Origin of the sequence: Chitinophaga sp. GbtcB8 (assembly GCF_019091455.1) — a bacterium.
In the GTDB taxonomy this organism is placed as follows: domain Bacteria; phylum Bacteroidota; class Bacteroidia; order Chitinophagales; family Chitinophagaceae; genus Chitinophaga.
In genome coordinates this window covers 1-21,253 of sequence record NZ_JAGXJN010000027.1, presented here as the reverse complement: position 1 = coordinate 21,253, position 21,253 = coordinate 1, and the positions used below count along the sequence as shown (strand labels likewise).

General features: G+C 47.5%; 20 protein-coding genes and 1 tRNA gene. 9 read left to right on the top strand and 12 right to left on the bottom strand.

Features of this window, described 5'->3' with window-relative positions:
* Positions 1-67: 67 nt before the first annotated feature.
* From KVT36_RS21380 to KVT36_RS21360, 5 genes are all read right to left on the bottom strand, one after another.
* Positions 68-304 carry a hypothetical protein gene (locus tag KVT36_RS21380; protein ID WP_217605484.1) on the bottom strand — a complete coding sequence of 79 codons (237 nt, stop codon included), beginning with the start codon at positions 302-304 and terminating at the stop codon, positions 68-70.
* A gap of 31 nt (positions 305-335) precedes the next feature.
* Complete coding sequence (locus KVT36_RS21375) at positions 336-992, bottom strand: phosphatidylserine decarboxylase family protein (protein WP_217605483.1); 657 nt, start codon at positions 990-992, stop codon at positions 336-338.
* Between the two features lie 165 nt (positions 993-1,157).
* Positions 1,158-2,042: a phosphatidate cytidylyltransferase gene (locus KVT36_RS21370; protein WP_217605482.1), complete on the bottom strand. Its 885-nt coding sequence runs from the start codon at positions 2,040-2,042 to the stop codon at positions 1,158-1,160.
* 115 nt (positions 2,043-2,157) lie between these two features.
* Positions 2,158-2,367: a DUF2007 domain-containing protein gene (locus tag KVT36_RS21365; RefSeq protein ID WP_089906875.1), complete on the bottom strand. Its 210-nt coding sequence runs from the start codon at positions 2,365-2,367 to the stop codon at positions 2,158-2,160.
* Positions 2,348-3,283, bottom strand: coding sequence for a CPBP family intramembrane glutamic endopeptidase (locus KVT36_RS21360; protein ID WP_217605481.1), 936 nt, complete (start codon positions 3,281-3,283; stop codon positions 2,348-2,350). Before KVT36_RS21360 ends, KVT36_RS21365 begins: the two co-directional genes overlap by 20 nt.
* 111 nt (positions 3,284-3,394) lie before the next feature.
* On the opposite strand from KVT36_RS21360, the gene dusB reads away from it, so the two are divergent.
* From dusB to proC, 3 genes are all read left to right on the top strand, one after another.
* Entirely contained in the window at positions 3,395-4,462 is a 1,068-nt protein-coding gene (dusB, locus tag KVT36_RS21355) for a tRNA dihydrouridine synthase DusB (protein ID WP_217605480.1), read from the top strand.
* 34 nt (positions 4,463-4,496) lie between these two features.
* On the top strand, positions 4,497-5,066 hold the full coding sequence (locus KVT36_RS21350) for an NUMOD4 domain-containing protein (RefSeq protein ID WP_217605479.1): 570 nt from the start codon (positions 4,497-4,499) through the stop codon (positions 5,064-5,066).
* Positions 5,067-5,287: 221 nt separating this feature from the next.
* Positions 5,288-6,088 (top strand): pyrroline-5-carboxylate reductase, encoded by an 801-nt coding sequence (proC, locus tag KVT36_RS21345; protein WP_217605478.1) that lies wholly within the window; start codon positions 5,288-5,290, stop codon positions 6,086-6,088.
* Between the two features lie 136 nt (positions 6,089-6,224).
* Here proC and KVT36_RS21340 read toward each other — a convergent pair whose 3' ends face one another.
* The 6 genes from KVT36_RS21340 to rimP form a co-directional block, all read right to left on the bottom strand.
* Entirely contained in the window at positions 6,225-6,725 is a 501-nt protein-coding gene (locus KVT36_RS21340; RefSeq protein ID WP_217605477.1) for a histidine phosphatase family protein, read from the bottom strand.
* Between the two features lie 237 nt (positions 6,726-6,962).
* Positions 6,963-8,810 carry an amidophosphoribosyltransferase gene (locus KVT36_RS21335; RefSeq protein ID WP_217605476.1) on the bottom strand — a complete coding sequence of 616 codons (1,848 nt, stop codon included), beginning with the start codon at positions 8,808-8,810 and terminating at the stop codon, positions 6,963-6,965.
* A 145-nt stretch (positions 8,811-8,955) separates the two neighbouring features.
* Complete coding sequence (locus KVT36_RS21330) at positions 8,956-10,338, bottom strand: peptidylprolyl isomerase (protein ID WP_217605475.1); 1,383 nt, start codon at positions 10,336-10,338, stop codon at positions 8,956-8,958.
* A 167-nt stretch (positions 10,339-10,505) separates the two neighbouring features.
* A complete protein-coding gene (gene infB, locus KVT36_RS21325; RefSeq protein WP_217605474.1) occupies positions 10,506-13,997 on the bottom strand; it encodes a translation initiation factor IF-2 in 3,492 nt (1,163 codons plus the stop codon).
* A gap of 134 nt (positions 13,998-14,131) precedes the next feature.
* Complete coding sequence (nusA, locus tag KVT36_RS21320) at positions 14,132-15,379, bottom strand: transcription termination factor NusA (protein ID WP_089906868.1); 1,248 nt, start codon at positions 15,377-15,379, stop codon at positions 14,132-14,134.
* Between the two features lie 18 nt (positions 15,380-15,397).
* Positions 15,398-15,883, bottom strand: coding sequence for a ribosome maturation factor RimP (rimP, locus tag KVT36_RS21315; RefSeq protein WP_217605473.1), 486 nt, complete (start codon positions 15,881-15,883; stop codon positions 15,398-15,400).
* A 273-nt stretch (positions 15,884-16,156) separates the two neighbouring features.
* On the opposite strand from rimP, the gene KVT36_RS21310 reads away from it, so the two are divergent.
* The 3 genes from KVT36_RS21310 (at position 16,157) to KVT36_RS21300 (ending at position 17,061) form a co-directional block, all read left to right on the top strand.
* A complete protein-coding gene (locus KVT36_RS21310) occupies positions 16,157-16,390 on the top strand; it encodes a DUF2752 domain-containing protein (RefSeq protein ID WP_217605472.1) in 234 nt (77 codons plus the stop codon).
* The gene (locus KVT36_RS21305; RefSeq protein ID WP_217605471.1) at positions 16,387-16,740 is read left to right on the top strand and encodes a TM2 domain-containing protein; all 354 of its coding nucleotides are present in this window, start codon (positions 16,387-16,389) and stop codon (positions 16,738-16,740) included. Before KVT36_RS21310 ends, KVT36_RS21305 begins: the two co-directional genes overlap by 4 nt.
* Positions 16,741-16,809: 69 nt before the next feature.
* A complete protein-coding gene (locus tag KVT36_RS21300; RefSeq protein ID WP_089906864.1) occupies positions 16,810-17,061 on the top strand; it encodes a DUF4834 family protein in 252 nt (83 codons plus the stop codon).
* Between the two features lie 77 nt (positions 17,062-17,138).
* On the opposite strand, the gene KVT36_RS21295 is transcribed toward KVT36_RS21300, so the two are convergent.
* Positions 17,139-17,768 (bottom strand): HAD family phosphatase, encoded by a 630-nt coding sequence (locus tag KVT36_RS21295; RefSeq protein WP_217605470.1) that lies wholly within the window; start codon positions 17,766-17,768, stop codon positions 17,139-17,141.
* A gap of 308 nt (positions 17,769-18,076) precedes the next feature.
* Between KVT36_RS21295 and KVT36_RS21290 the strand changes: the two genes are divergently transcribed.
* The 3 genes from KVT36_RS21290 (at position 18,077) to KVT36_RS21280 (ending at position 21,182) form a co-directional block, all read left to right on the top strand.
* On the top strand, positions 18,077-19,795 hold the full coding sequence (locus KVT36_RS21290; protein ID WP_217605469.1) for a VCBS repeat-containing protein: 1,719 nt from the start codon (positions 18,077-18,079) through the stop codon (positions 19,793-19,795).
* Between the two features lie 99 nt (positions 19,796-19,894).
* Positions 19,895-19,968, top strand: a tRNA-Ile gene (locus KVT36_RS21285).
* Between the two features lie 152 nt (positions 19,969-20,120).
* Complete coding sequence (locus KVT36_RS21280; RefSeq protein ID WP_217605468.1) at positions 20,121-21,182, top strand: tyrosine-type recombinase/integrase; 1,062 nt, start codon at positions 20,121-20,123, stop codon at positions 21,180-21,182.
* The last annotated feature ends 71 nt before the right edge of the window (positions 21,183-21,253 follow it).

Below are 21,253 nucleotides of genomic sequence, written 5' to 3'. Positions count from 1 at the left end.
GGTAACCGAATAAATAAGGGCTGACCAAAAGTAATGGTCAGCCCTTTTAATTTTATGCCGTATGTGATCACTTACCTGCTGGTTTGGCTGCAGTTGCCGGTTTGGCCGGTTTAGCAGCAGCAGCGCGCAGGCTGGCGGTTTTAGAAGGTTGCATGCAGCAGGCCTTTTTCCCGGCGGTTTGCTCTTTTTTGCTACAGGCCTTGCTGTCTTTATTACAGCAGCTCTTATCTTTTCCTTTGTCCTGGGCCAGGGCTGCACCGCTTATAAGCAGGGCTGCAGCCAGGGTGAAAAAAGTTTGTTTCATGCTAAATGTTTTTAGGTAACGGTGGTTGTGTTTATACCAGCTGGGCAATAATGGATTGTCCGCCCTTTACTACCTGGTCCAGCTGTACTTTTACCGGGGTGCCTACTGGCAGGTAAATATCCACACGGGAACCGAACTTGATAAAGCCCAGCTCTTCATTTTGTTTTACCTGCTGGCCAGCCTTCAGATAGTTTACAATACGGCGGGCCAGGGCGCCGGCAATCTGGCGTACCAGGATATCTGTTTTGCCATTGCCTATAACCACGGTGTGGCGCTCATTTTCCGTAGAAGATTTCGGATGCCAGGCCACCAGGTATTTACCGGCATGGTATTGAGATAATTTCACTTCCCCGCTGATGGGGTTGCGGTTTACGTGCACATTGGCAGGGCTCATAAAAATTGATACCTGCAGGCGTTTATCTTTAAAATATTCGGGTTCAAAAGTTTCTTCGATCACCACTACTTTACCATCACAGGGAGAGATCACCAGCGTTTCATCCTGCGCCATATCCCGGGCGGGAATGCGGAAAAAGGAAATAATGAACAGGAACAGGATCACGGATACAATAAAAAAGCCCCAGGTAAGGGAGGGTACCCGTTCCAGGAAATAGAATACGGCCACATTGAGCAATGCCAGCACCAAAGCGGTTAGTACAATAGTGCCCAATCCTTCGCGATGGATCTTCATGTTGTATTTATTGGTTTATTAGTTTAATTGGTAATGCGAAGGTAGAAATAAAATGCGGAATGCATAATGCTGAAGGCTTAATGCTAAACGCCGAACGCGTAAGGCTTAATGCAGACACTGCGGGAATTTTTGCGTTAAGCATTCAGCGTTCCGCGTTTCGCATTTTCACAGCATCATAAAGCTGTGCACATAGATCCAGGCAAATGGCGTAGCCAGCAGCAGGGAATCAAAGCGGTCCAGGAAGCCGCCATGCCCCGGCATAATATTACCGGAATCTTTTACGCCGGACATGCGTTTCAGCTTGGATTCCAGCAGATCGCCGGCAGTGCCGAAAATGGCGGCAATACCTGCTAAGGCCAGCCAGTGCTGCAGATCCAGCCACTGCTGCCCCCAGTAATGGCCAAAAATGCCGGCAACAGCCACACACAAGATCATGCCGCCCACAGAGCCCTCTGTAGTTTTTTTAGGGGAGATGGAAGGGAAAAAAGGTGTACGCCCTATCAGGGAGCCTATAATGTAGGCCATGGTATCATTGATCCAGATGAAGCAGATCAGCAGCAGCGGTATCAGCCAGCCGGGCTGTCCGCCGGTGGTTTTACCAATAAAAGTGATCATATTGCTGCTCAGGCGCAGGTCTACCAGCAGGCCGAAGGATACGCTGATGTACAGCAGGCCCAGGGCAGAGTAGCCAATGTTCTTCAGTGAAAAGTCCTTGCCCAGCAATATTTCGCCCATGGGTAATACCAGCAGGAAAATAACAGCTGTCCACCAGCCCAGGAAGCCCAGGGAGGCAAGGGTGGTAACAAAGGCCTCGCCGGTAAAGGCCATCACAATGGCGCAGCTGGCTACCAGCACGCCGTAGCGGTGCCAGGCAGATACTTCGTTATAATCCTTATCTATGAGGCGGATGAGCTTAAAATACTCCTGTATGGCAAAAAAATTAACCAGAAAAAAGAGCAGGAAGAAGGTAAAGGGAGTCCATAAAATGCCGCCCAGCATTACTGCCACAAAAACCAGTGCGGAGGCGGTACGGGTAAAAAAAGTCTTCATTCAGTGTTTATTTTGAAATTGCGGGAGTATGAGATAATATGTCTACATCTTACTTCCTGCAGCTTACTTCGTTTCATTCGTCTGCTGACAATGCGTATATTTTACATCCTGCTTTTTACTTGGTTTCATTCATCAGTTCCAGCGCCTGCGTTACCTGCGAGGTGTGCACATAAATTTCCGCCTGTCCGGGCAGCGCCTGTGTGTAAGATGAATCCTGCCGGTTCAGGAGCACGGCATTCACCCCGTTCTCCAGCAGCATGCCTTTTACCATTTCCGCCTCAAAGGGCCGGTCTGTTGAAAATATTTTAATCCAGTCTTTTTCCATCACTCAAATTTTCAGGTTGTGACTTTTCAGCTTGTGGTGGCAATTTACTGCGTTTGTACAACACCCACAAAAGCGACAAGGTTACCAGGGCGCTGATGAGGGCCACATACCAGCTGGTAGTGCTACTTTTGGAAGGATCATCAGAGATCACCTTTACCTGGTACAGGTAAGCGGCAAATACCTGGATCCCATTTACCAGGAAGTGCCCCAGTATAGACAGCCACAGGTTTCCGCTCAGGTAATAAATGGCGCCCAGTAAAAAACCCAGCAGCACGCGCGGCACAAATCCCAGCAGCTGCATATGTACGGCGCTGAAAAGAATAGCTGTGATCAATACGCCGAGCCAGGGCAGGCGTACCAGCTGTATAACCAGGCGTTGCATAACCCCGCGAAAAAATACTTCTTCTGCAATGGCCGGCAGCACGGCTATCAGCAATAGGTTTACGATCAGGTCTTTTACCGTGGGCATTTGCAGCAGGCGTTCTATCAGCAGGTCGGCCTGTTCTTCCATTTGCCGTATAGAGGCAGGTACGTTCCAGTGCTGATTCCATTCCGCTGTCAAATCTACAGCCCACAGGGAACAATACATAATCAAAAGCGCTAATACTATAGGCAGGGTTTTAGGGCTTTTGTTCATGCCCAGCCATGCGGCAGGTTGTGGATCGGAGAGGTAGCCGAACAATAGCCCGGGCACCAAATAAACCACCAAAGTATACAGAAATTGTACTAATTTCAGATAGCCGATAACTTTAGGACCTGTGGCGTTGCCATTTTGTAATTGATCTACAGTATAACCGCTCAGGGCAGGGAAGCCAGTATACAGGAAGGTACCATAAAGCAGCATAAAGCCGATAAAGATCCCGATAAAGGTCACGAATTGTAAAGAAGGGGAAGACTGTTTTAGATAGCCGGTCATAAACGGTAACTGTGTTAATTTTGCGTAAATTTACAGCACCAAAACCAGTTGGCAATAGCTTTTACTCAACCTGCATACATCCTGCTGCAACTATACAATGTAATAAAAAAAATGACGAAGATTGGTAATATAAATTTAGGAGAGTTCCCTTTACTGCTGGCACCCATGGAAGATGTAAGCGACCCACCCTTCCGTGCCGTATGTAAAGAGAACGGGGCTGACCTGATGTACACAGAATTTATTTCTTCGGAGGGGCTTATCCGTGATGCTATTAAAAGCCGGCAAAAGCTGGATATTTTCGATTACGAGCGACCTATTGGCATACAGATCTTCGGGGGCGATGAAGAGCCCATGGCTATGGCGGCCCAGATTGCGGCTGCTACTAACCCCGACCTGGTGGACATTAACTACGGCTGCCCGGTAAAAAAAGTAACCTGTAAGGGCGCCGGCGCCGGTATTTTAAAAGATGTGCCCAAAATGATAAAGCTGACCGCTGCCGTGGTAAAAGCCACCTCGCTGCCGGTAACAGTAAAAACCCGTTTGGGCTGGGACGATGATACGCGTAATATTGAGGAAGTAGCAGAGCGCCTGCAGGATGTAGGTATACAGGCCCTTACCATCCACGGCCGCACCCGCACACAAATGTATAAAGGCAATGCTGACTGGAGCCTGATTGGAAAAGTAAAGAACAACCCCCGCATACGCATCCCTATATTTGGTAACGGTGACATATGTACGCCGGAGCAGGCCGTAAGTGCACGGGAAAAATACGGGGTAGATGGGATCATGATAGGAAGGGCAGCCATTGGTTACCCCTGGATCTTTAACGAGATCAAGCATTTTATGAAAACCGGTGAACATTTACCGCCCCCAACTGTTTTGGAAAGAGTAAGGGTGTGTAAAAAACACTTACACCATTCCATTGCCTGGAAAGGAGAGATTGTAGGTATATTGGAAATGCGCCGTCATTACACAAACTACCTGAAAGGATTACCGCATATAAAAGATTTCAGGCAACAATTAGTAACTTACAAGTCACCGGCAGAATTGGAACAGGTTTTAGATGCTATAGCCGCACAATACAAAGATCATGTTTTTGAGAGGGTCGCATCCCCGGTAACGGACAGCCAATACCTGCCGGCAAACAATGAAAGCATAGATTGTAACGTTTACGGTTAAACCCCAATTTCATTTATTTAAAAATTACTTTCACATGGCCACAATTAAAAACCTTAAAAACGAAGTCTGGAAAGACTTGCAGATCAAAAACAAATCTGCCTTGCGAAAAAGATATGCTGTGTCTAATATGGGGAGAGTGATCAGTTACCATGAAGAAATTGAAGATGGGAAGCTATTATCCGGCTCTACCGTTGAGGGATATACGGTATTGAACGTAAAACCGGCAGATAGCTACCAGTCCCTGTACCTGCACCGCGAAGTAGCTAAACTGTTCGCTAAAAGGCCGGGACGAGCCCACCGATACGTTATTCACCTGGATTACGATAAGAAGAACAATAAAGCCTCCAACCTCCGCTGGGCCACCAAAGAGGAAATGGAAGAGCACCAGCAGAACAGCCCCGCTAAGCTGGCCTACAAGGAAAAACAGCGTAACCGCCTGAAAGGCTTAAAGCTGAATGTAACCAAGGTTAAAAGCATAAAGCGCCTGCTGGCTAAACCCGGCAAACGCACCATGAAACAGATCGCCGAACAATTTGATATCAGTGAAATGCAGCTGTACCGCATAAAAAGCGGCGAGAACTGGAGTCATGTAAACGCGGATTAAAGCCTGGCTTTCCAGGAATGATCATAAATGATGTTGTCTGACTAAGGCCAGACTGTCCGGCTAGTGTAGCGGGATGGCTGGCCTTAGCTCTTTGATGTGCAGATGGCAAATATGCAGATGTGCAAATGAGGAATGCAGCGAAGATAAGGGCCATCCATTTGCACATTTGCACATCTGCATATCCGCACATTGTTTACTTTTGTCCCAATTAAACAAGGGATATGTCTACCAAGAAAATTGCCATTATTGGCGGCGGTAACCTGGGATCCGCCATTGCACAGGGCGTGTTAAAGAGCGGTTTTGCCAGTGCTCCTGATATTATTATTACCAAACGCAATATTGAAACCCTGGCCGGCCTGCAGGCACAGGGCGTGCTAACGGAAACGGATAATGCCAAAGCTATTGCCGCGGCAGATGTGATCATTGTAGCTTTAAAGCCCTACAATATTAAAGAAGTACTTAGCCGGGTAAAAAGCGCTTTTAACCCCGCCAAGCATATGCTCATCAGCGTAGTTACCGGCGTAAGCATGGACGAGCTGGAGGAGATAGCCGGCCCGGGAATGCCCGTGGTAAGGGCTATGCCCAATACCGCCATTGCCATACAGGAATCCATGACCTGTATTTGCCATAAGAATGCGACCCCGGAGCAGGCCGCCTGGGTAATGCAGCTGTTTGACCAGCTGGGCGTTACGGTTAGTATTGATGAAAAACTGATGGATGCCGCCACGGTATTAGGCGCCTGCGGTATTGCCTATGCCCTGCGCTTTATACGCGCCAGCATACAGGGAGGCATTGAAATCGGGTTTGATGTACGTACTGCCAACATGATAGCTGCCCAAACGGTAAAAGGCGCTGCGGCCCTGCTCATTAGCGGTAACCGCCACCCTGAAGAAGAAATAGATAAGGTTACTACGCCCAAAGGCTGCACCATTGCAGGCCTGAATGAGATGGAGCACCAGGGTTTCAGCTCTTCGCTGATCAAGGGGATTACTGTTTCCTATAATAAGATCCTTAAAGGATAAGGAAAGTAAAAATTAAAAAGGTGTTTTGCTGAAGCCATCAGTGGGTATGTAAGATATGTATAGCGGGTAAGAGGCGGTGCTGGGCGGTTGCGGTTACTTTGAGAGGGAGGCATCCATGTTTTTAATTTTTTCCTTCTCAAACAACCTCCTGCTTGGGGTAATCAAAAAAGAGGAATTTTTTTGGCGCCCGGTCAAAGTCTTTCCAGGAGCTGATGTTAGCCTCTATGGCAAAGATGCCGGAGGTGGGCACGTTATCTATCCGGATCTCTTCCGTAAGATAGTTGGCAAAATCCGTTATGCCGGGGTTATGGGCAAAAATGGCTACGGTATCAAAATCATCATCGATCTTGGTGATCACTTTCAGGAAGGTGGAGGCGTAACATAGGTACAGCTCATCTTCCAGTAAAATAGCCTCTTTAGGATACTTCCACTCACGGGCCATGATCTTGGCTGTGCTGCGTGTGCGCTTTGCCGGACTGGATATTATAAGCTGGGGCACCATACCCTTCTGCAGCAGGCGGGCTGCCATTTCCGGAGCATTCTGTTTGCCACGGCGGTTCAGGGGCCGGTCAAAATCATCCATGTCCGGATCATTCCAGCTGGACTTTGCATGCCGAATAAGGAGTAATGTTTTCATGGGCTGAAAACCATTAATAACCATAACGAAAATACGAATTTTCAGATTCAGCAGAAAGTTAAACCCTTGCTGTTAACCTAAAATCAAGAGCAGGGCGATTTAAAACAAACTTAACACAGATTTATTGCGGGTAATATTATTAATTAATACTATGCCAATCTGGCCACAGGAAAGAAAAAAGGCTGCATCAAAAAGATACAGCCCGGTAGTGTATGTGTTTAGGTATAAATATCAATATTAATATCCTCTTTCATTACGGCCTTCCATATAGTTCATGAAGGCTTTATTTACCACGCGGTTGCCGCCGGGGGTAGGGTAGTTACCGGAAAAATACCAGTCGCCCAGGTTATTGGGGCAGGCCTTATGCAGGTTCTCTATAGACTGGTAGATCACATCCACCTTGGCATTAATGCCGGCAGGCGTAATGATCTGTGCTATTTTATTGGAGATCTCTTCCGTAGTGAAGGGTTTGTAAATATTCCGCACCACGTTCTGCGCGTGCAGGGTGTTGGTGCGCTGCAGCTCTTTACACAGGCCATAGGCTTCCTGTAAGATGTGTTCCTTACCCTGTTCTTTCAGCAGGGCAATGGCTGCCTGGAAAGCAACAAAGTCGCCCATCTTGCTCATATCTATGCCATAACAGTCCGGGTAGCGGATCTGCGGGGCAGAGGAAATGATCATAATGCGCTTGGGGCCTAAACGGTCCAGCATTTTAATAATGCTTTCCTTGAGGGTGGTGCCGCGTACAATGGAATCGTCTATCACGGCTAGTGTATCCACACCGGGGCGCACGGTTCCGTACGTAATATCATACACGTGCTGCACCATTTCATTACGGCCGCTGTCTTCCGCAATAAAGGTGCGCATCTTCACATCCTTAATAGGGATCTTATCGATCCTTACCCGGCGGTTCACCATTTCTGCCAGCTTGGCTTCGTCAAAATCCTTACCCCAGGAGAGGATGCGTTCTATCTTAATTTTATTCAGATAATCTTCCAAACCCTTTATGAGTCCGTAGAAGGCTACTTCCGCGGTGTTGGGTACAAAAGAGAAAATAGTGTTGCGAAGGTCGTTGTCAATAGCTTTCAGAATAGTTTCTGAAAGGTTGTAACCCAGGTTGGAACGTTCTTTATAGATCTTTTCATCGTTACCACGGGAAAAATAGATCCTTTCAAAGCTACAGGCTTTACGTTCTTTGGGTTCCAGGATCTGCTCTATGCTGTATTCCCCATCATTCTTTACAATCAGGGCATTACCGGGCATCAGCTCCAGCACTTCGTTCTCGCCTACATTAAAAGCGGTACGGATGGCTGCCCTTTCTGATGCGGCTACGATCACATCCTCATTGATGTAGTAATAAGAGGGGCGAATGCCGTGCGCGTCGCGGATCACAAAGGCATCGCCGGTACCCATAAGGCCGCATACATGGTAGCCGCCATCGAACATGGAAAAGGCCTGGCGCAGGATGTTCTTTACATCCAGGCCGTTACGGCGCTCCTCATCTTCCTGACATAAAAAATGATGTACTACTTCCAGCATGGCTGCCAGGTCGCTGTTGCGGTGTACTTCGCCGGGATCTACCCCTACAAATTTGAACAGCTCATCAGCATTTACCAGGTTAAAGTTACCGGCAATGCTAAGGTTGCGTGCGGGAATGGTATTGTGGCGTACAAAGGGATGGCAGAGCTCTACATTGTTCTTGCCCTGGGTGGCGTAGCGCAGGTGCCCCATCAGCAGCTCGCCCAGGAAGCGGATGTGGCCTTTCATGAGGCCCGGGAACTTGGTAATTTCCGGCTGGTATTTTTCTATCTCCTGGATCTCGTCGCGCACTTTGCCGAAAATATCGCCAATGGCTTGCGGGGCGCTGCTCCGGAGACGGTGCATGAAGGGTACCCCTGGTTCTGTATTGAGTTTTACGGTGGCTATACCCGCACCATCTTGTCCGCGGTTATGCTGCTTTTCCATGAGCAGGTACAGCTTATTAAGCCCAAAGAAAACCGTTCCGTATTTCTGCTGATAATAAGAGAATGGCTTCCTTAATCTTATGAATGCAAGGCCGCATTCATGCTTTATCGCATCACTCATCCCATTTTTGAATTGAAGTCGCAAAGTTACGCTTAAAAAGCATAACAAAAACATAAAGCTTTGAAAGTGGGGATGCCTTAAAACGAAACTCCCCGGTACGATAGTGTACCAGGGAGTTTTTGTTATAGGATGTAGCTTGCGAACTTTATTGTTTGGCCATGGATGCCAGCCATTTGGAAATGTTTCCACAGGTTTTGAATTCATCGTCCACGTGAATGTAGTACGTGGGGATCCTTTCCATGAGCCATTTATTTACGGCCTCGCCCTGTTTTCCCTGGAGGGTGCGCTGCTGAACGCGGGCATAATCATCTCTTAGGTTCTCACGGTGCGGCTGGGTACGTGTTTTCAGGTACACCAGGCGTACGCCGGTACGGCCCTGCTCATCGGTGAATGGCGCCGGTGCAGAGATCTGGCCGGGTTTCAGGGTATCCAGCATCAGCACAATATCGCGGGTGGAAGGATCATCCAGCTGGTCAATAGTGATGAGGGAGCTACCGTTCATTTTATTTTGCAGCATACCGCCGTCAAACTTAGCCATCTGGGCGTCGCTGTATTTGGTAACTGCTTCGCCAAAGGTGTATTTATGCTCCAGGATGGCGGTACGGATGGTATCCAGCTTTTTGTTGGCCAGCTCAATGTCAGACTTGGTAATGTTTGGTTTTACCAGGATGTGCTGCACGGTAATGTTATCGCCCTGGCGGCGCAGACACTGAATAAGGTGGTAGCCGAACTGGCTTTTTACCGGGGAAGAAATTTCCCCTTCCTTTAAACGGAAAGAGGCGGCCAGGAAGTCAGGATCCCAGGTACCTTTCTCGTTCCGGTTCAGGATGTAAATGCCTTTATTATCTTTTACCCCCGGATCCTCAGAATACAGGATGGCCAGGGAGCTGAAGTCAGATTCTTTCTTTTCTACGCGGCGGCGGAAGTCCATTAAACGCTCCGTGGCATAGTTTTCCATTTCCTTGGTGGCTTTTGGCAGCAGCACCAGCTGACCTATTTCCAGCTCTGATTCGTAAAAGTGTAAGCTATCTTTCGGAATGCTTTCAAACTCGCGCTGTACTTCGGAAGGGGTTACTTTAATGGCATCCACGATCTTATCGCGCATGGCTTTGGCCTGCAAACCTTCTTTAATAGGCTGGCGGAAACGTTCGCGCAGCTGGTAAATGGAATAACCGGTCACTTCTTTCATTTTCTCGCGGGAGCCGTACAGGTCCTCAAAGTAACGGATACGGTTCTCGATCTGCCCATCCACATCACCATCACTTACGGGTAAGCTATCCCGTTCTGCCTGCAGCACCATTACTTTCTGGGCTATGATCTGCTCCATAATAGAGCAGGCGGCATTGGGCGGCAGCTGATTATCCGGCGTATTACGCTGCAGGTTCATCATTTCCCCATCTATATCTGATTTTAAAATGATCTTATCCCCTACAATGGCGGCAATTTTATCTGCTACCATTTTTTGCTGTCCTACGGAGGTTTGCCACAGGAGCAGGGCGCCTGCAGATAATGCCAAAAGTCTGTTCATAGTAAAGAAAGCAGTGAAATTCAAAAATAGCCAATAAAATAAGCCGCATGGAGCGGCCTATGGTTTTTAACAAAAGTTTATCTATGCATAAAGCTAAAAGCATAAAGCTGAAAGCAATGCAGCGGACTTTCATCTGCTTTATGCTTTCAGCTTTACGCTTTCTGCTATTATAAAGTACGTTTTACTTCTACTTCTTCAAATCCTTCTACGATGTCGCCTGCTTTGAGGTCGCTATAGTTCCTGATACTAAGGCCGCATTCCATATTGGATACCACTTCCTTCACATCATCCTTATAACGTTTCAGAGAGCCCAGCTCACCGGTATAGATCACGATACCGTCACGCACCAGGTTTACACGGGTATTACGGGCCAGCTTACCATCCAGCACAAAGCAACCGGCTACGGTAACCTTGTCGAAACGGTAGGTTTCGCGTACTTCCACGTTCGCTACCACCCTCTTCTCTATCTTCGGTTCCAGCATGCCTTCCATGGCGCTCTTCAGCTCTTCGATGGCATCGTAAATGATGGAGTAGGCGCGTATTTCGATGTTCTCTTTCTCTGCCAGCTTGGCGGCGTTTGCAGACGGGCGTACCTGGAAACCTACAATGATAGCGTCTGATGCGGTTGCCAGCAATACGTCGGATTCTGTGATCTGACCTACGGCCTTGTGCACTACGCTGATGGCTATTTCTTCTGTAGACAGTTTCTGCAGGGAATCGCTCAATGCTTCTACGGAACCGTCAAAGTCGCCCTTGATGATAATGTTAAGCTGTTTAAAGTTGCCCAGTGCCAGACGGCGGCCAATTTCATCCAGGGTAATGTGTTTCTTGGTGCGGATGCCCTGCTCACGTACGATCTGTGCGCGGCGGTTAGCAACATCCTTAGCCTCCCCTTCATCCACATACATCTTGAATTTTTCACCGGCCTGCGGGGCGCCGTTCAGACCCAGCAGCTGTACCGGGGCCGATGGTCCTGCTTCGTCAATACGCTGTCCGCGTTCATTGAACATGGCTTTGATCTTACCATAGAAGGCGCCGCTCACAATGGTATCGCCCTGGTGCAGGGTACCATTTTGAACCAGCACGGAGGCTACGTAACCGCGGCCTTTATCCAGAGAGGCTTCTATGATGCTGCCGGAGGCTTCGCGGGCAGGATTTGCTTTCAGTTCCAGCAGCTCTGCTTCCAGCAATATTTTTTCCAGCAGCACATCTATGTTCAAACCGCTTTTGGCAGATATTTCCTGGCTTTGGTATTTACCGCCCCAGTCTTCTACCAGCAGGTTCATACCCGCTAATTGTTCTTTGATCTTTTCAGGATTGGATCCTTCTTTATCAATTTTGTTGATGGCAAATACCATGGGAAGGCCGGCTGCCTGTGAGTGGGAGATGGCTTCACGCGTTTGGGGCATGATGGCATCATCTGCTGCTACCACGATCACGGCTATATCCGCTGCTTTGGCACCACGGGCACGCATTGCGGTAAAGGCTTCGTGACCTGGTGTATCCAGGAAGGTAAGCTTTTTACCAGTGGAGGTAGTTACCTGGTAGGCGCCTATGTGCTGGGTAATACCCCCGGCCTCACCGGCTACTACGTTGGCGCTGCGGATGTAATCCAGCAAGGAGGTTTTACCATGGTCTACGTGACCCATGATGGTCACAATAGGCGCTCTTGGCGACAGGTCCTCTTCTGCATCCACTTCTTCTTCTTCCTCGTCCGTATCTACATCGTCTATACCAATAAATTCTACTTCATAACCAAATTCGCCGGACACCAGCTCAATTACTTCCGCATCCAGGCGCTGGTTGATGGATACCATGATACCCAGGCTCATACACTTGGAGATCACTTCTGCAAAGCTTACATCCATCAGGTTGGCCAGCTCACTTACGGAAATAAATTCCGTTACCTGCAGCTTATTATTTTCTGCATTCTGGTTGGCCATTTCTTCGGCCCTTGCATCGCGTTTGTCGCGGCGCTGTTTGGCCTTGATATTCTTGCCACGGCCGCCACCCAGCTTGGCCATGGTTTCCTTGATCTTATTCTGGATCTCGTTCTTGTCAATTTCTTTATCTTCCGGACGCCTGTTCGGATCTCCTGGTCCACGGTTAAAGCCGCCGCGGTTACCACCACCTGGGCCGCGGTTACCACCACCGGGTCCACGATTACCCCCGCCTGGACCACCGGGTCCGCGGTTGGGTGCTGCGTGGGGCCGGCTGGGTCCCTGACCGGGTTGGTGCGGACGGTTGCCGCCGCCACCCTGGCCACCCTGACCCTGGGCTCCACCGCCGTGCGGGCGGTTACCACCACCACCCTGGTGATGACGGTTATCGCCGCCACCGGGCCGGTTATCGCGGTTGCCAAAGCGGTTGTTGTTATTATCGCCGGTGCGGTTAGTGGGTGCACCTGCGCCTTCACGTTTTTCGCCGGAAAATTCTTTCGGCTGTATGGGTTCCGGTTTCTTTTCAACAATAATGCGTTTGCGTTTACGCTTTTCATCATTATTGTTGTTGTTATTATTGTTCCGGTTGTTGAAGGTGCTTTTGTTATTATCGCGCCTGTCAGACTGGATCGGCAGGTTTATTTTCCCAATTACCTTGGGACCAGTTAATTTCTCTGCCTGTATGTTTTCAATCACAGCGCTGCTATTATCATCCTGTTCGGAATCCTGTATATTTCTTTCTGCGGGAGCGGTTTCCGGCTCTTTCTGTTGAGCGGCTACCGGTGCGGGTTCCTTTACTTCCCTTGCCGGTGGTGCTTCCTGTGGTTTTTTCTCTTCTTTGGGAGGAGCGGGTTCTTTAGGAGGAGCGGGTTGCTCTTTGGGAGCTGCCGGTTTTTCCTTTTCCACTGCTTTAGGCGCTTCTGCCTGCGGCTGCGGTGTAGGCGGCGCGGCGGTTACTTCCGGTTTTTCCGCTACGGGCGCTGGTTTTTCCTCTTTCACGGGTGCGGGTGGTTTTTCCTGCACTTTTTCTTCCTTCACTTCCTTCGCTTCCTTCACTTCGGGAGCTGTATTGGCTACCGGTGTTGTTACCACAACCGTTTCGGGCTGTTTGGCCGGAGCCTTCTCCTCTGCGGGAGGTTCCTCTTTACGTGCGGCAGGTTTTTTACCCTGCAGGGCGTTCAAATCAATGGTTGCCACAACTTTAGGTCCGTTTAGGCGTGGGGATTCTGTTTTGGTTACTTCTGAGGAAGGAGGGGGTGTGGCGGCTTCCGTTTTAGGCGGAGGCGGAGGTGCCACAGGTGTAACCGGCGCTTCCGGTTGCTGCGGGGCTGTAGCTTGTACAGGCGCAGGTTCCGGGGCAGGTTCCTGTTTAGGCTTTTCGGCCTGGGGCGGTGTTTCTATTGCCGTCGCGGGCTCCTCTTTCGTTCCACTCTTCTTCCCTGCTGCTTCCGCGGCTTCCTTCTCCTTTTTCTTCATTGCATCTAACACGCTTCCTTTAGGCAGGGCTATCTGGTCGCTTTTGCGCTTGTTAGCCTTGTCCTGCTGGAATTCTGACTGCAGGGCTGAGTACATTTCAGCCGTCAGACGGGCATTTGGTGATTCAAATCCGTCCGTCGAGTAGCCCTTATTGGCAAGAAAATCGATCAACGTTCCTTTACCAATATTGAACTCCTTGGCGGCAGCCAGCAATCGTGGTGTGTTGTTTGTTACTTCGGGCATATGTGTTATATCTCGGGCCTCCCCTTTTTCCCATTGTGCTGCAACGGGACTCCATTTTTACATTTAAAAATAATTCAAATATATTCCATTCCAAGCGAACCCAAATCCTGGGAAGGTTTCCAGACGGGGGAACGCTATTCTTTATCAAACTCTTCCTGTAATATTCTTCTTACGTCGTTCACGGTTTCCTCTTCGAGGTCGGAACGGCGTACCAGCTCTTCTGCGGTAAGATCCAGCACGCTGCGTGCGGTATCACAACCTATGCGTTTGAGCTCATCGATCACCCATTCTTCTATTTCATCTGAGAATTCTTCCAGATCCACGTCAAATTCGGTCTGTTCCTGCTCTTCATCGCGGAACACATCAATTTCGTAACCTGTCAATTCGCAGGCCAATTTTATGTTCACACCTTTTTTACCGATGGCCAGGGATACCTGGTCGGGTTTCAGGTATACAGCTGCGTATTTGTTATCATTATCTACTTCCTGGCGGCTGATCTTGGCGGGAGTTAAAGCACGCTGAATAAGCAATTGGATATTGGCCGTATAGTTTATAATGTCAATATTCTCATTTCTTAATTCCCTAACTATGCCATGGATGCGGCTGCCTTTCATACCTACGCAGGCGCCTACGGGGTCTATCCGGTCATCGTAGGATTCTACGGCCACCTTGGCTCTTTCGCCTGGTTCGCGTACGATCCTTTTTATTACTATCAATCCGTCAAAGATCTCCGGCACCTCAATTTCCAACAATTTAGCAAGGAAGGAAGGATGTGTGCGGGAAAGAATGATAAGTGGAGCGTTGTTCTTAAGTTCTACTTTTTTAACAACAGCACGTACGTTCTCTCCTTTTTTGAAATAATCGGTTGGTATTTGTTCAGATTTAGGCAATATTAGTTCATTCCCTTCATCATCCAATAATAAAACTTCTTTTTTCCATACCTGGTAAACCTCGCCGGTTACGATCTCACCTACGCGATCTGCGTATTTTTTCACCAGTATGTTCTTTTTGAGGTCACCGATACGGGCGGAGAGGGTTTGTTTGGCGGCCAGGATAGCCCTGCGGCCAAAGTCCTGGATCTCTACTTCCTCGTACAGGTCTTCCCCTACCTGGTAATCAGGTTCTATTTTAATGGCTTCAGAATAGGCGATCTGTGCGTTCTCATCCTCTACTTCTCCATCCGTTACAATAGTACGGCGGCGTAATATCTCCAGGTCACCTTTTTCTGTATTTACAATTACGTCAAAGTTCTCATCGGAGCCATATTTCTTACGTAAGAGTGTTTTGAACACATCCTCCAATACCTTCATCAACGTTGGGCGGTCAATATTTTCCGCCTCCTTAAACTCCGTGAATGACTCAATCAGGTTAATACTAGCCATTGTTTTGGTAATTATATTTTAAAACACGATGCACACGACGGTGTGCTTAATTTCAGTAAAATGTATGTTTAGCTGTTTAGATAATTTCGGATCCGGTTTTACGCCTTTTTTCCTGGGCGGTGTTTCCTCCAGGGTAAGCTGGTCTTCCGTTACTGCCAGCAGGGTACCTTCTTTAATGGTGCCGTCCAGCAGGGTAACTTCTACCTTGCGGCCAATATTTTTAAGATACTGCCGGTGCATTTTCAGCGGCTCATCCAGGCCGGGAGAGGATACTTCCAGGGAGAAATCGCCATCCGGGAACAGGGCGGCTGCTTCCAGCTGGGCATATAATGCGCGGTTAAGCTGCACCAGCTTTTCAACCGGGATACCTTTATCCCCGTCTATAAAGACCTTAACATTATTGGTGGGTTTGATCCTCACTTCTACCAGAAAAAACTCCGGTTCGGGAGCCAGTTGCGCTTCTATAATCTGCCGGATCGATGCGATCACTTGTTCATTTGCCATACCTAACTAACGGGAAAAACGAGAAGGGGACCGTTGCCGTCCCCTTCGTTTGAATCAATTTCCTTGTGCAAAATTAGGATTTTATTTTGATCCAAAAAGTATTTCTTTAACTTGTATCAAATATTTACAGCAGCGGCAAGGCCCCAGGAGTACGGATTATTAAATGTTTTAATACATTTACATGTTGACCTGCGTATGCATCTTAATACTTATATAAAGCACCTTAACATAGAGCTCTTTATATGGCCGTTGGCGTTAGGGTTATTATTTTTTATGGATCCGCATAAAGGTACTACTCTTTGCCCGCTGCAATGGATGGGCCTTAAATGGTGCCCGGGCTGCGGGTTGGGACACGCCATTCATTATGTACTGCATGGGCAATGGGCATGGGCCTGGCACAGCCACCCGCTGGGCTTTTTTGCGGTGCCCATGTTACTGTACCGCAGCTTTCAATTAGGAAAACAACAAGTACAAATATTCCATTACCTTAAAAACAATCCCGCATGAACGACCTTTCATTTGCCATTTTACCCGGCGTACAGCATGAAGAGCTGTTATGGCTGCAGGAGCTGACCCGCAATTATACCGACGATCAGAAACAGCGGTTCATGGCTGTTTACCAGGGCCGCCGCAAGGACCCGCAGACTATATTGATCTGTTGCCTGATAGGGCTGATAGGGCCTGCCGGCATTCACCGCTTTTTGCTAAACCAGGTGGGTATGGGCATCCTGTATCTGTTTACCATAGGCTTATGCTGGATTGGAACCATTGTGGATGCGGTGAACTATAATAAGCTGAGCTGGGAGTTTAATAAGAAAGCGGCAATGGAAAGTGCGGCCTTGCTGGGATTTAATTAGTTAAAGAAACCTTAAAGAAAGCTGATTGGTTTATACAGGTAGCAGATATTCTGCTACCTTTGTTTTACTATGATCAAATTAATAGCCCTCATATTCCTGCTGTGGTTGTTCTATAAGATCGTTTTTGATTTTATAGTGCCGGTGTACCAGTCTACCAAACAGGTAAGGCGGCAGATGAGCGATATCCAGGACCGTATGCGTCAGCAATACCAGCAGCAACAACAGGCGCAGCAGGCTGCCGAACAGCAGCATCAGCGTGCCAGCACCCAACAGCGCCCGGCTGATAAGGGTGATTATATAGACTTTGAGGAAGTGAAATAGTTATTTCCCTGCCAATAAAAGCGTTTGCGCTGTTTACCTCTTTCTAAACAGTCACAACCCATATGATAAGTTTTAGCTTATAAGCTGGCGGCCGGTTTAAAAATATCTGCAATGGTTTTGGGCGCCTGTAAATGAATGGTTTGTAACCCCACTGCCCTGGCGCCTTCAATGTTCTGCAACAGATCATCAATAAATAATGTTTCTGCGGGGTTGAGCTGATGCTCATCTATAATTACCTGATAGGCTTCTTTGTCCGGCTTACGGTAACCGATCAGGTGCGAGTAATAGGCTTTATTAAAAAAGGCTGCCAGGGAAGGAATGCCCCTGCTTTCCTGCAGGATCTGGTTGAACCTTTCCAGGTGAATAGCATTGGTATTGCTTAACAGGTAGGTATTATAGTGTAGCTGTAACTGTTGTAACAGCTGCAGGCGTTGCAGCGGAAAGTCCAGCAGCATGGCATTCCAGGCATCTATGATCTGCTGGTCCGTGACCCCGGGCGTTACATGTTTCTGCATTTCCTGCAAAAAAACATTTTCTGATACATGGCCGGTTTCCAGCTCGTCGAATAGGCGGGAGCCTTTGAACTGGTTGTATAAACCGGTGAAATCCTTTACGCCTAAGGCTTCAAAAGCCGTGAAGGTGCGCTGGTAATCCAGGTTGAGGATAACACCTCCCAGATCGAAAATAATGTGTTTAATACCCTGCATGCTGATTAAAATATTTGCAAAGCTGCAAATTAAAGCTGTATTTTAGAAATGTACCGGTGCACGTTATGCAACAATTGCCTAATTACTTGTTATTCAAAGGCCCACTCCCGCGAGTGAGATATTCGTGTATGCTTTGCCGGTACTTATTGCCTATGAAATTGAAATACCTGTTATTTAATGGTTGGTTGGAGAGAAGAGGGATGGACCATAGACCTTCTTTTGGCCCCGGATGGGGTTTGTTACCTGTAAACTTAATATTTGGTGGGTTGCTGTCGGGAAAGATGGTACAACGAAAATATTCGTATAGTTTGTTAATTGGAAAACTGACAAAGCAACTGTTATTTAATGAACCGCTCCCCAAGCATAGTAAATACCTGTTTAACCTTGGTTTTAGTCTTTTACCAGCCCTGTTGCTGCTGGCCTGTAATAATGATATAGACCGCATTAACCGGGTAAAACGGGGGAGTGAACTGGCGCAGCAATATTGCGCTTCGTGCCATGCCTTTCCCGAACCCCGCCTGCTGGACAAAACCACCTGGGAAAAAGATGTGTTACCGGCCATGGGGGAACGTTTAGGCATTAACAACTTTAACGGCAGCTATTACAGAAAGCCCGTGCTGTCTGATAAACCCGGCGCCACGGCCAACCAGATCAGTACAGAAGACTGGGACCTGCTGGTGGAATATTATACCACGGTAGCGCCCTGGCAGCCATTGCGCCAGCACAGGGACGAACCCTTTAAAAGCCCTGCCCCCCCATTATTCACTACCCACGAGCCGGATGAGCAAATGGGCGAAGCCCCGCTGGCCAGCTATGTAGGAATGGATACCCTGCATCAGCGTATATGGGTTGCCGATGGACAGGATAGTACCCTGCATATTTATAATAACCGGCTGGAACCTTTGCAGCAGCTGCGTACAGCGAGCATTGTATCGGATATTATATTGCCCGGTGCTTTTACCGGCAACCGTGCGTATGTTACCTGCCTGGGTACCCTGTACCCTTCTGATGCGCTGCGGGGGAGTATACAAACTTTGCAGGATGGTTTGCCGGGGTTATCAAATGCGCCTGTGAAAGCTCTGGGGGGTAAGTTCTTAAAGGCCGATGCAATGCAGCCTGTTTCACCAGGTAGTTTAAAAGATAGTGCACAAAATACCCTGCAATGGTTGCCTGAGGTGCTGAAAGATCATTTACCCCGGCCGGTACAATTGCAATATGCAGACTTTAACCAGGATGGAATTTCGGACCTGCTGGTATGCGGGTTTGGTTATAACAACGGAGCTTTAAGCTGGCTGGAACTGGATACCACCCGGCAGGTAGCCACAAAAGAGCATATCATATTTCCCCGCGCCGGCGCCATCAAAGCCTGGATACGCGATGATAACCACGATGGCCGGCCGGATATCTGGGTGCTGTTTGCCCAGGGCGATGAAAGCATCTGGTATTTTGAAAATACCGGTAATGGCAATTTTACCCCGCAACGGATCCTGCAATTTCCACCGGTATATGGTTCCAGCAGCTTTACCCTGCAGGATATAGACCACGATGGGCTGGAAGATATTATTTATACCTGTGGTGATAATGCAGACCTCTCCCGCATACTGAAACCTTACCACGGCGTATATATTTATAAGAATCGTGGTCACCATCGATTTGTGCAACAATACTTTTACCCGGTGAATGGCTGCTATAAAGCCATTGTTAAAGACTTTGACCTGGACGGCGATGAAGATATGCTGACGATTTCTTTTTTTGGGGATTACGGCCTTCAACCCCAGGAAGGACTGCTGTATTTTGAAAACCAGGGAGGCTTTAACTATACCATATATACTTTACCCGCCAGCCGGCTGGGGCATTGGATCTGCATGGATGCAGGCGATATTGATGGCGATGGGGATGTTGATGTGGTGCTGGGGAATTTTTCGCAGGGGCCTGCTAACTTTCCGGGAATGGGTAGTCAATGGCGGAATGGGCCAGGGTTTATATTACTGGAAAATAATACCCGTGCTGCCCGAAAAAAGAATTAAAAAATTTATGGCTAATTGAATAAAAAATAATTAATTTTGCCGTCCCTGAAAAACGGGACACCCAGAGAAGTTTAGATATATTTTGTCCGTGAGGACAACGGTCCTATAGCTCAGTTGGTTAGAGCACCTGACTCATAATCAGGGGGTCCCAGGATCATGCCCTGGTGGGACCACAGAAAAAGGTAGCTGAAAAGCTGCCTTTTTTTATGCCCAGAAGTCTTTATTAGCAGGGGATTTCAAGCATTGGACTTTTATAACTTTCAATATTCTCCATTCATAAGATGATACTTGAAAAGTGACCTGAATTTTCAATTTGGGTTACAAAATGGGTTACAAGAAAACCCCTAAAGGGGAAATCAGTATAGATAATCATAGGGGAAAGATCAGGTTAAGGTGGAGGCATAATGGAATAAGATATCCCTTAAGTCTGCCCTATACCTATTCTCCTGAAAATATGCATCATGCCACCTTGAAAGCTGATGAAATTAAGCTGGATATAAGAAAAGGCTGTTTTGATACTACTTTGGAGAAATATAAGCCCCAAGAAACCAAACCAGCAGTATTACCCCCTGTAAAAGTAACCCCTACAATTCCAGCCATAGTATTTCTACATGAACTGTCTGATAAATTCAAAGACTGGACAAAGAATATCAAGAATATTAATATTGACCATTCTATTGACTATTACAGTTTGTATAAAGTTTTGCTTAGATGGGTGAAAATCCCATTGGAGAAGGCTGCTGCTACAATAGAAGCTGAAAAATGGGCTGTTTCCACTTATAATAAAAGGTTGAATATTTTAAAAGAGTTTTTTAGCTGGTTACAAAAATCAGGAGTAGTTGCCAGCAATCCCTTATCAGAGGTAAGTAGGAGAAGGAATAAAAAGAAGAAAAAGAATGAAAGGAGAATATCATTAACAGAGGATGAAATTTATAAATTTTTGGAAGCAATCAGGCAAGATACCTATTGCCATAAGTTTTCCCCTGTTAAACACTCCTACTATTATCCTTTTCTGAAATTCATTTTTTTGACAGGGGTAAGGAATGCAGAAGCTATAGGATTAAGAGTAAGGCACATTGACTTTGAATCAGGCTTGATTGAAATTTCAGAAGCCTTTGCTAGGACAGTTAAAGGTTCCAATCATGCAGCGAGAATCCAGAAAGGGACAAAAACAGATAATATCAGGTATTTGCCTATGACAGAGGAATTGAAGGAACTCTTTGTACCACAAATACATGGTAAAAACCCTGATGATCTGATATTCCCATCACCTAAAAATTTATCAATCGATGATAGAATGCTGGAAAGAAGGGTTATTAAACCTGTACTTATAAAGCTAGGTATTGGTGACAGGGATTTATATGTAGCAAGGCATTCTTTTGTGTAAATTCCGGACAAAGTGAACCACCATTCCGGCGCAAAGTGAACCACCTATAAGGCGCTTTAAGTAGCGTTGTC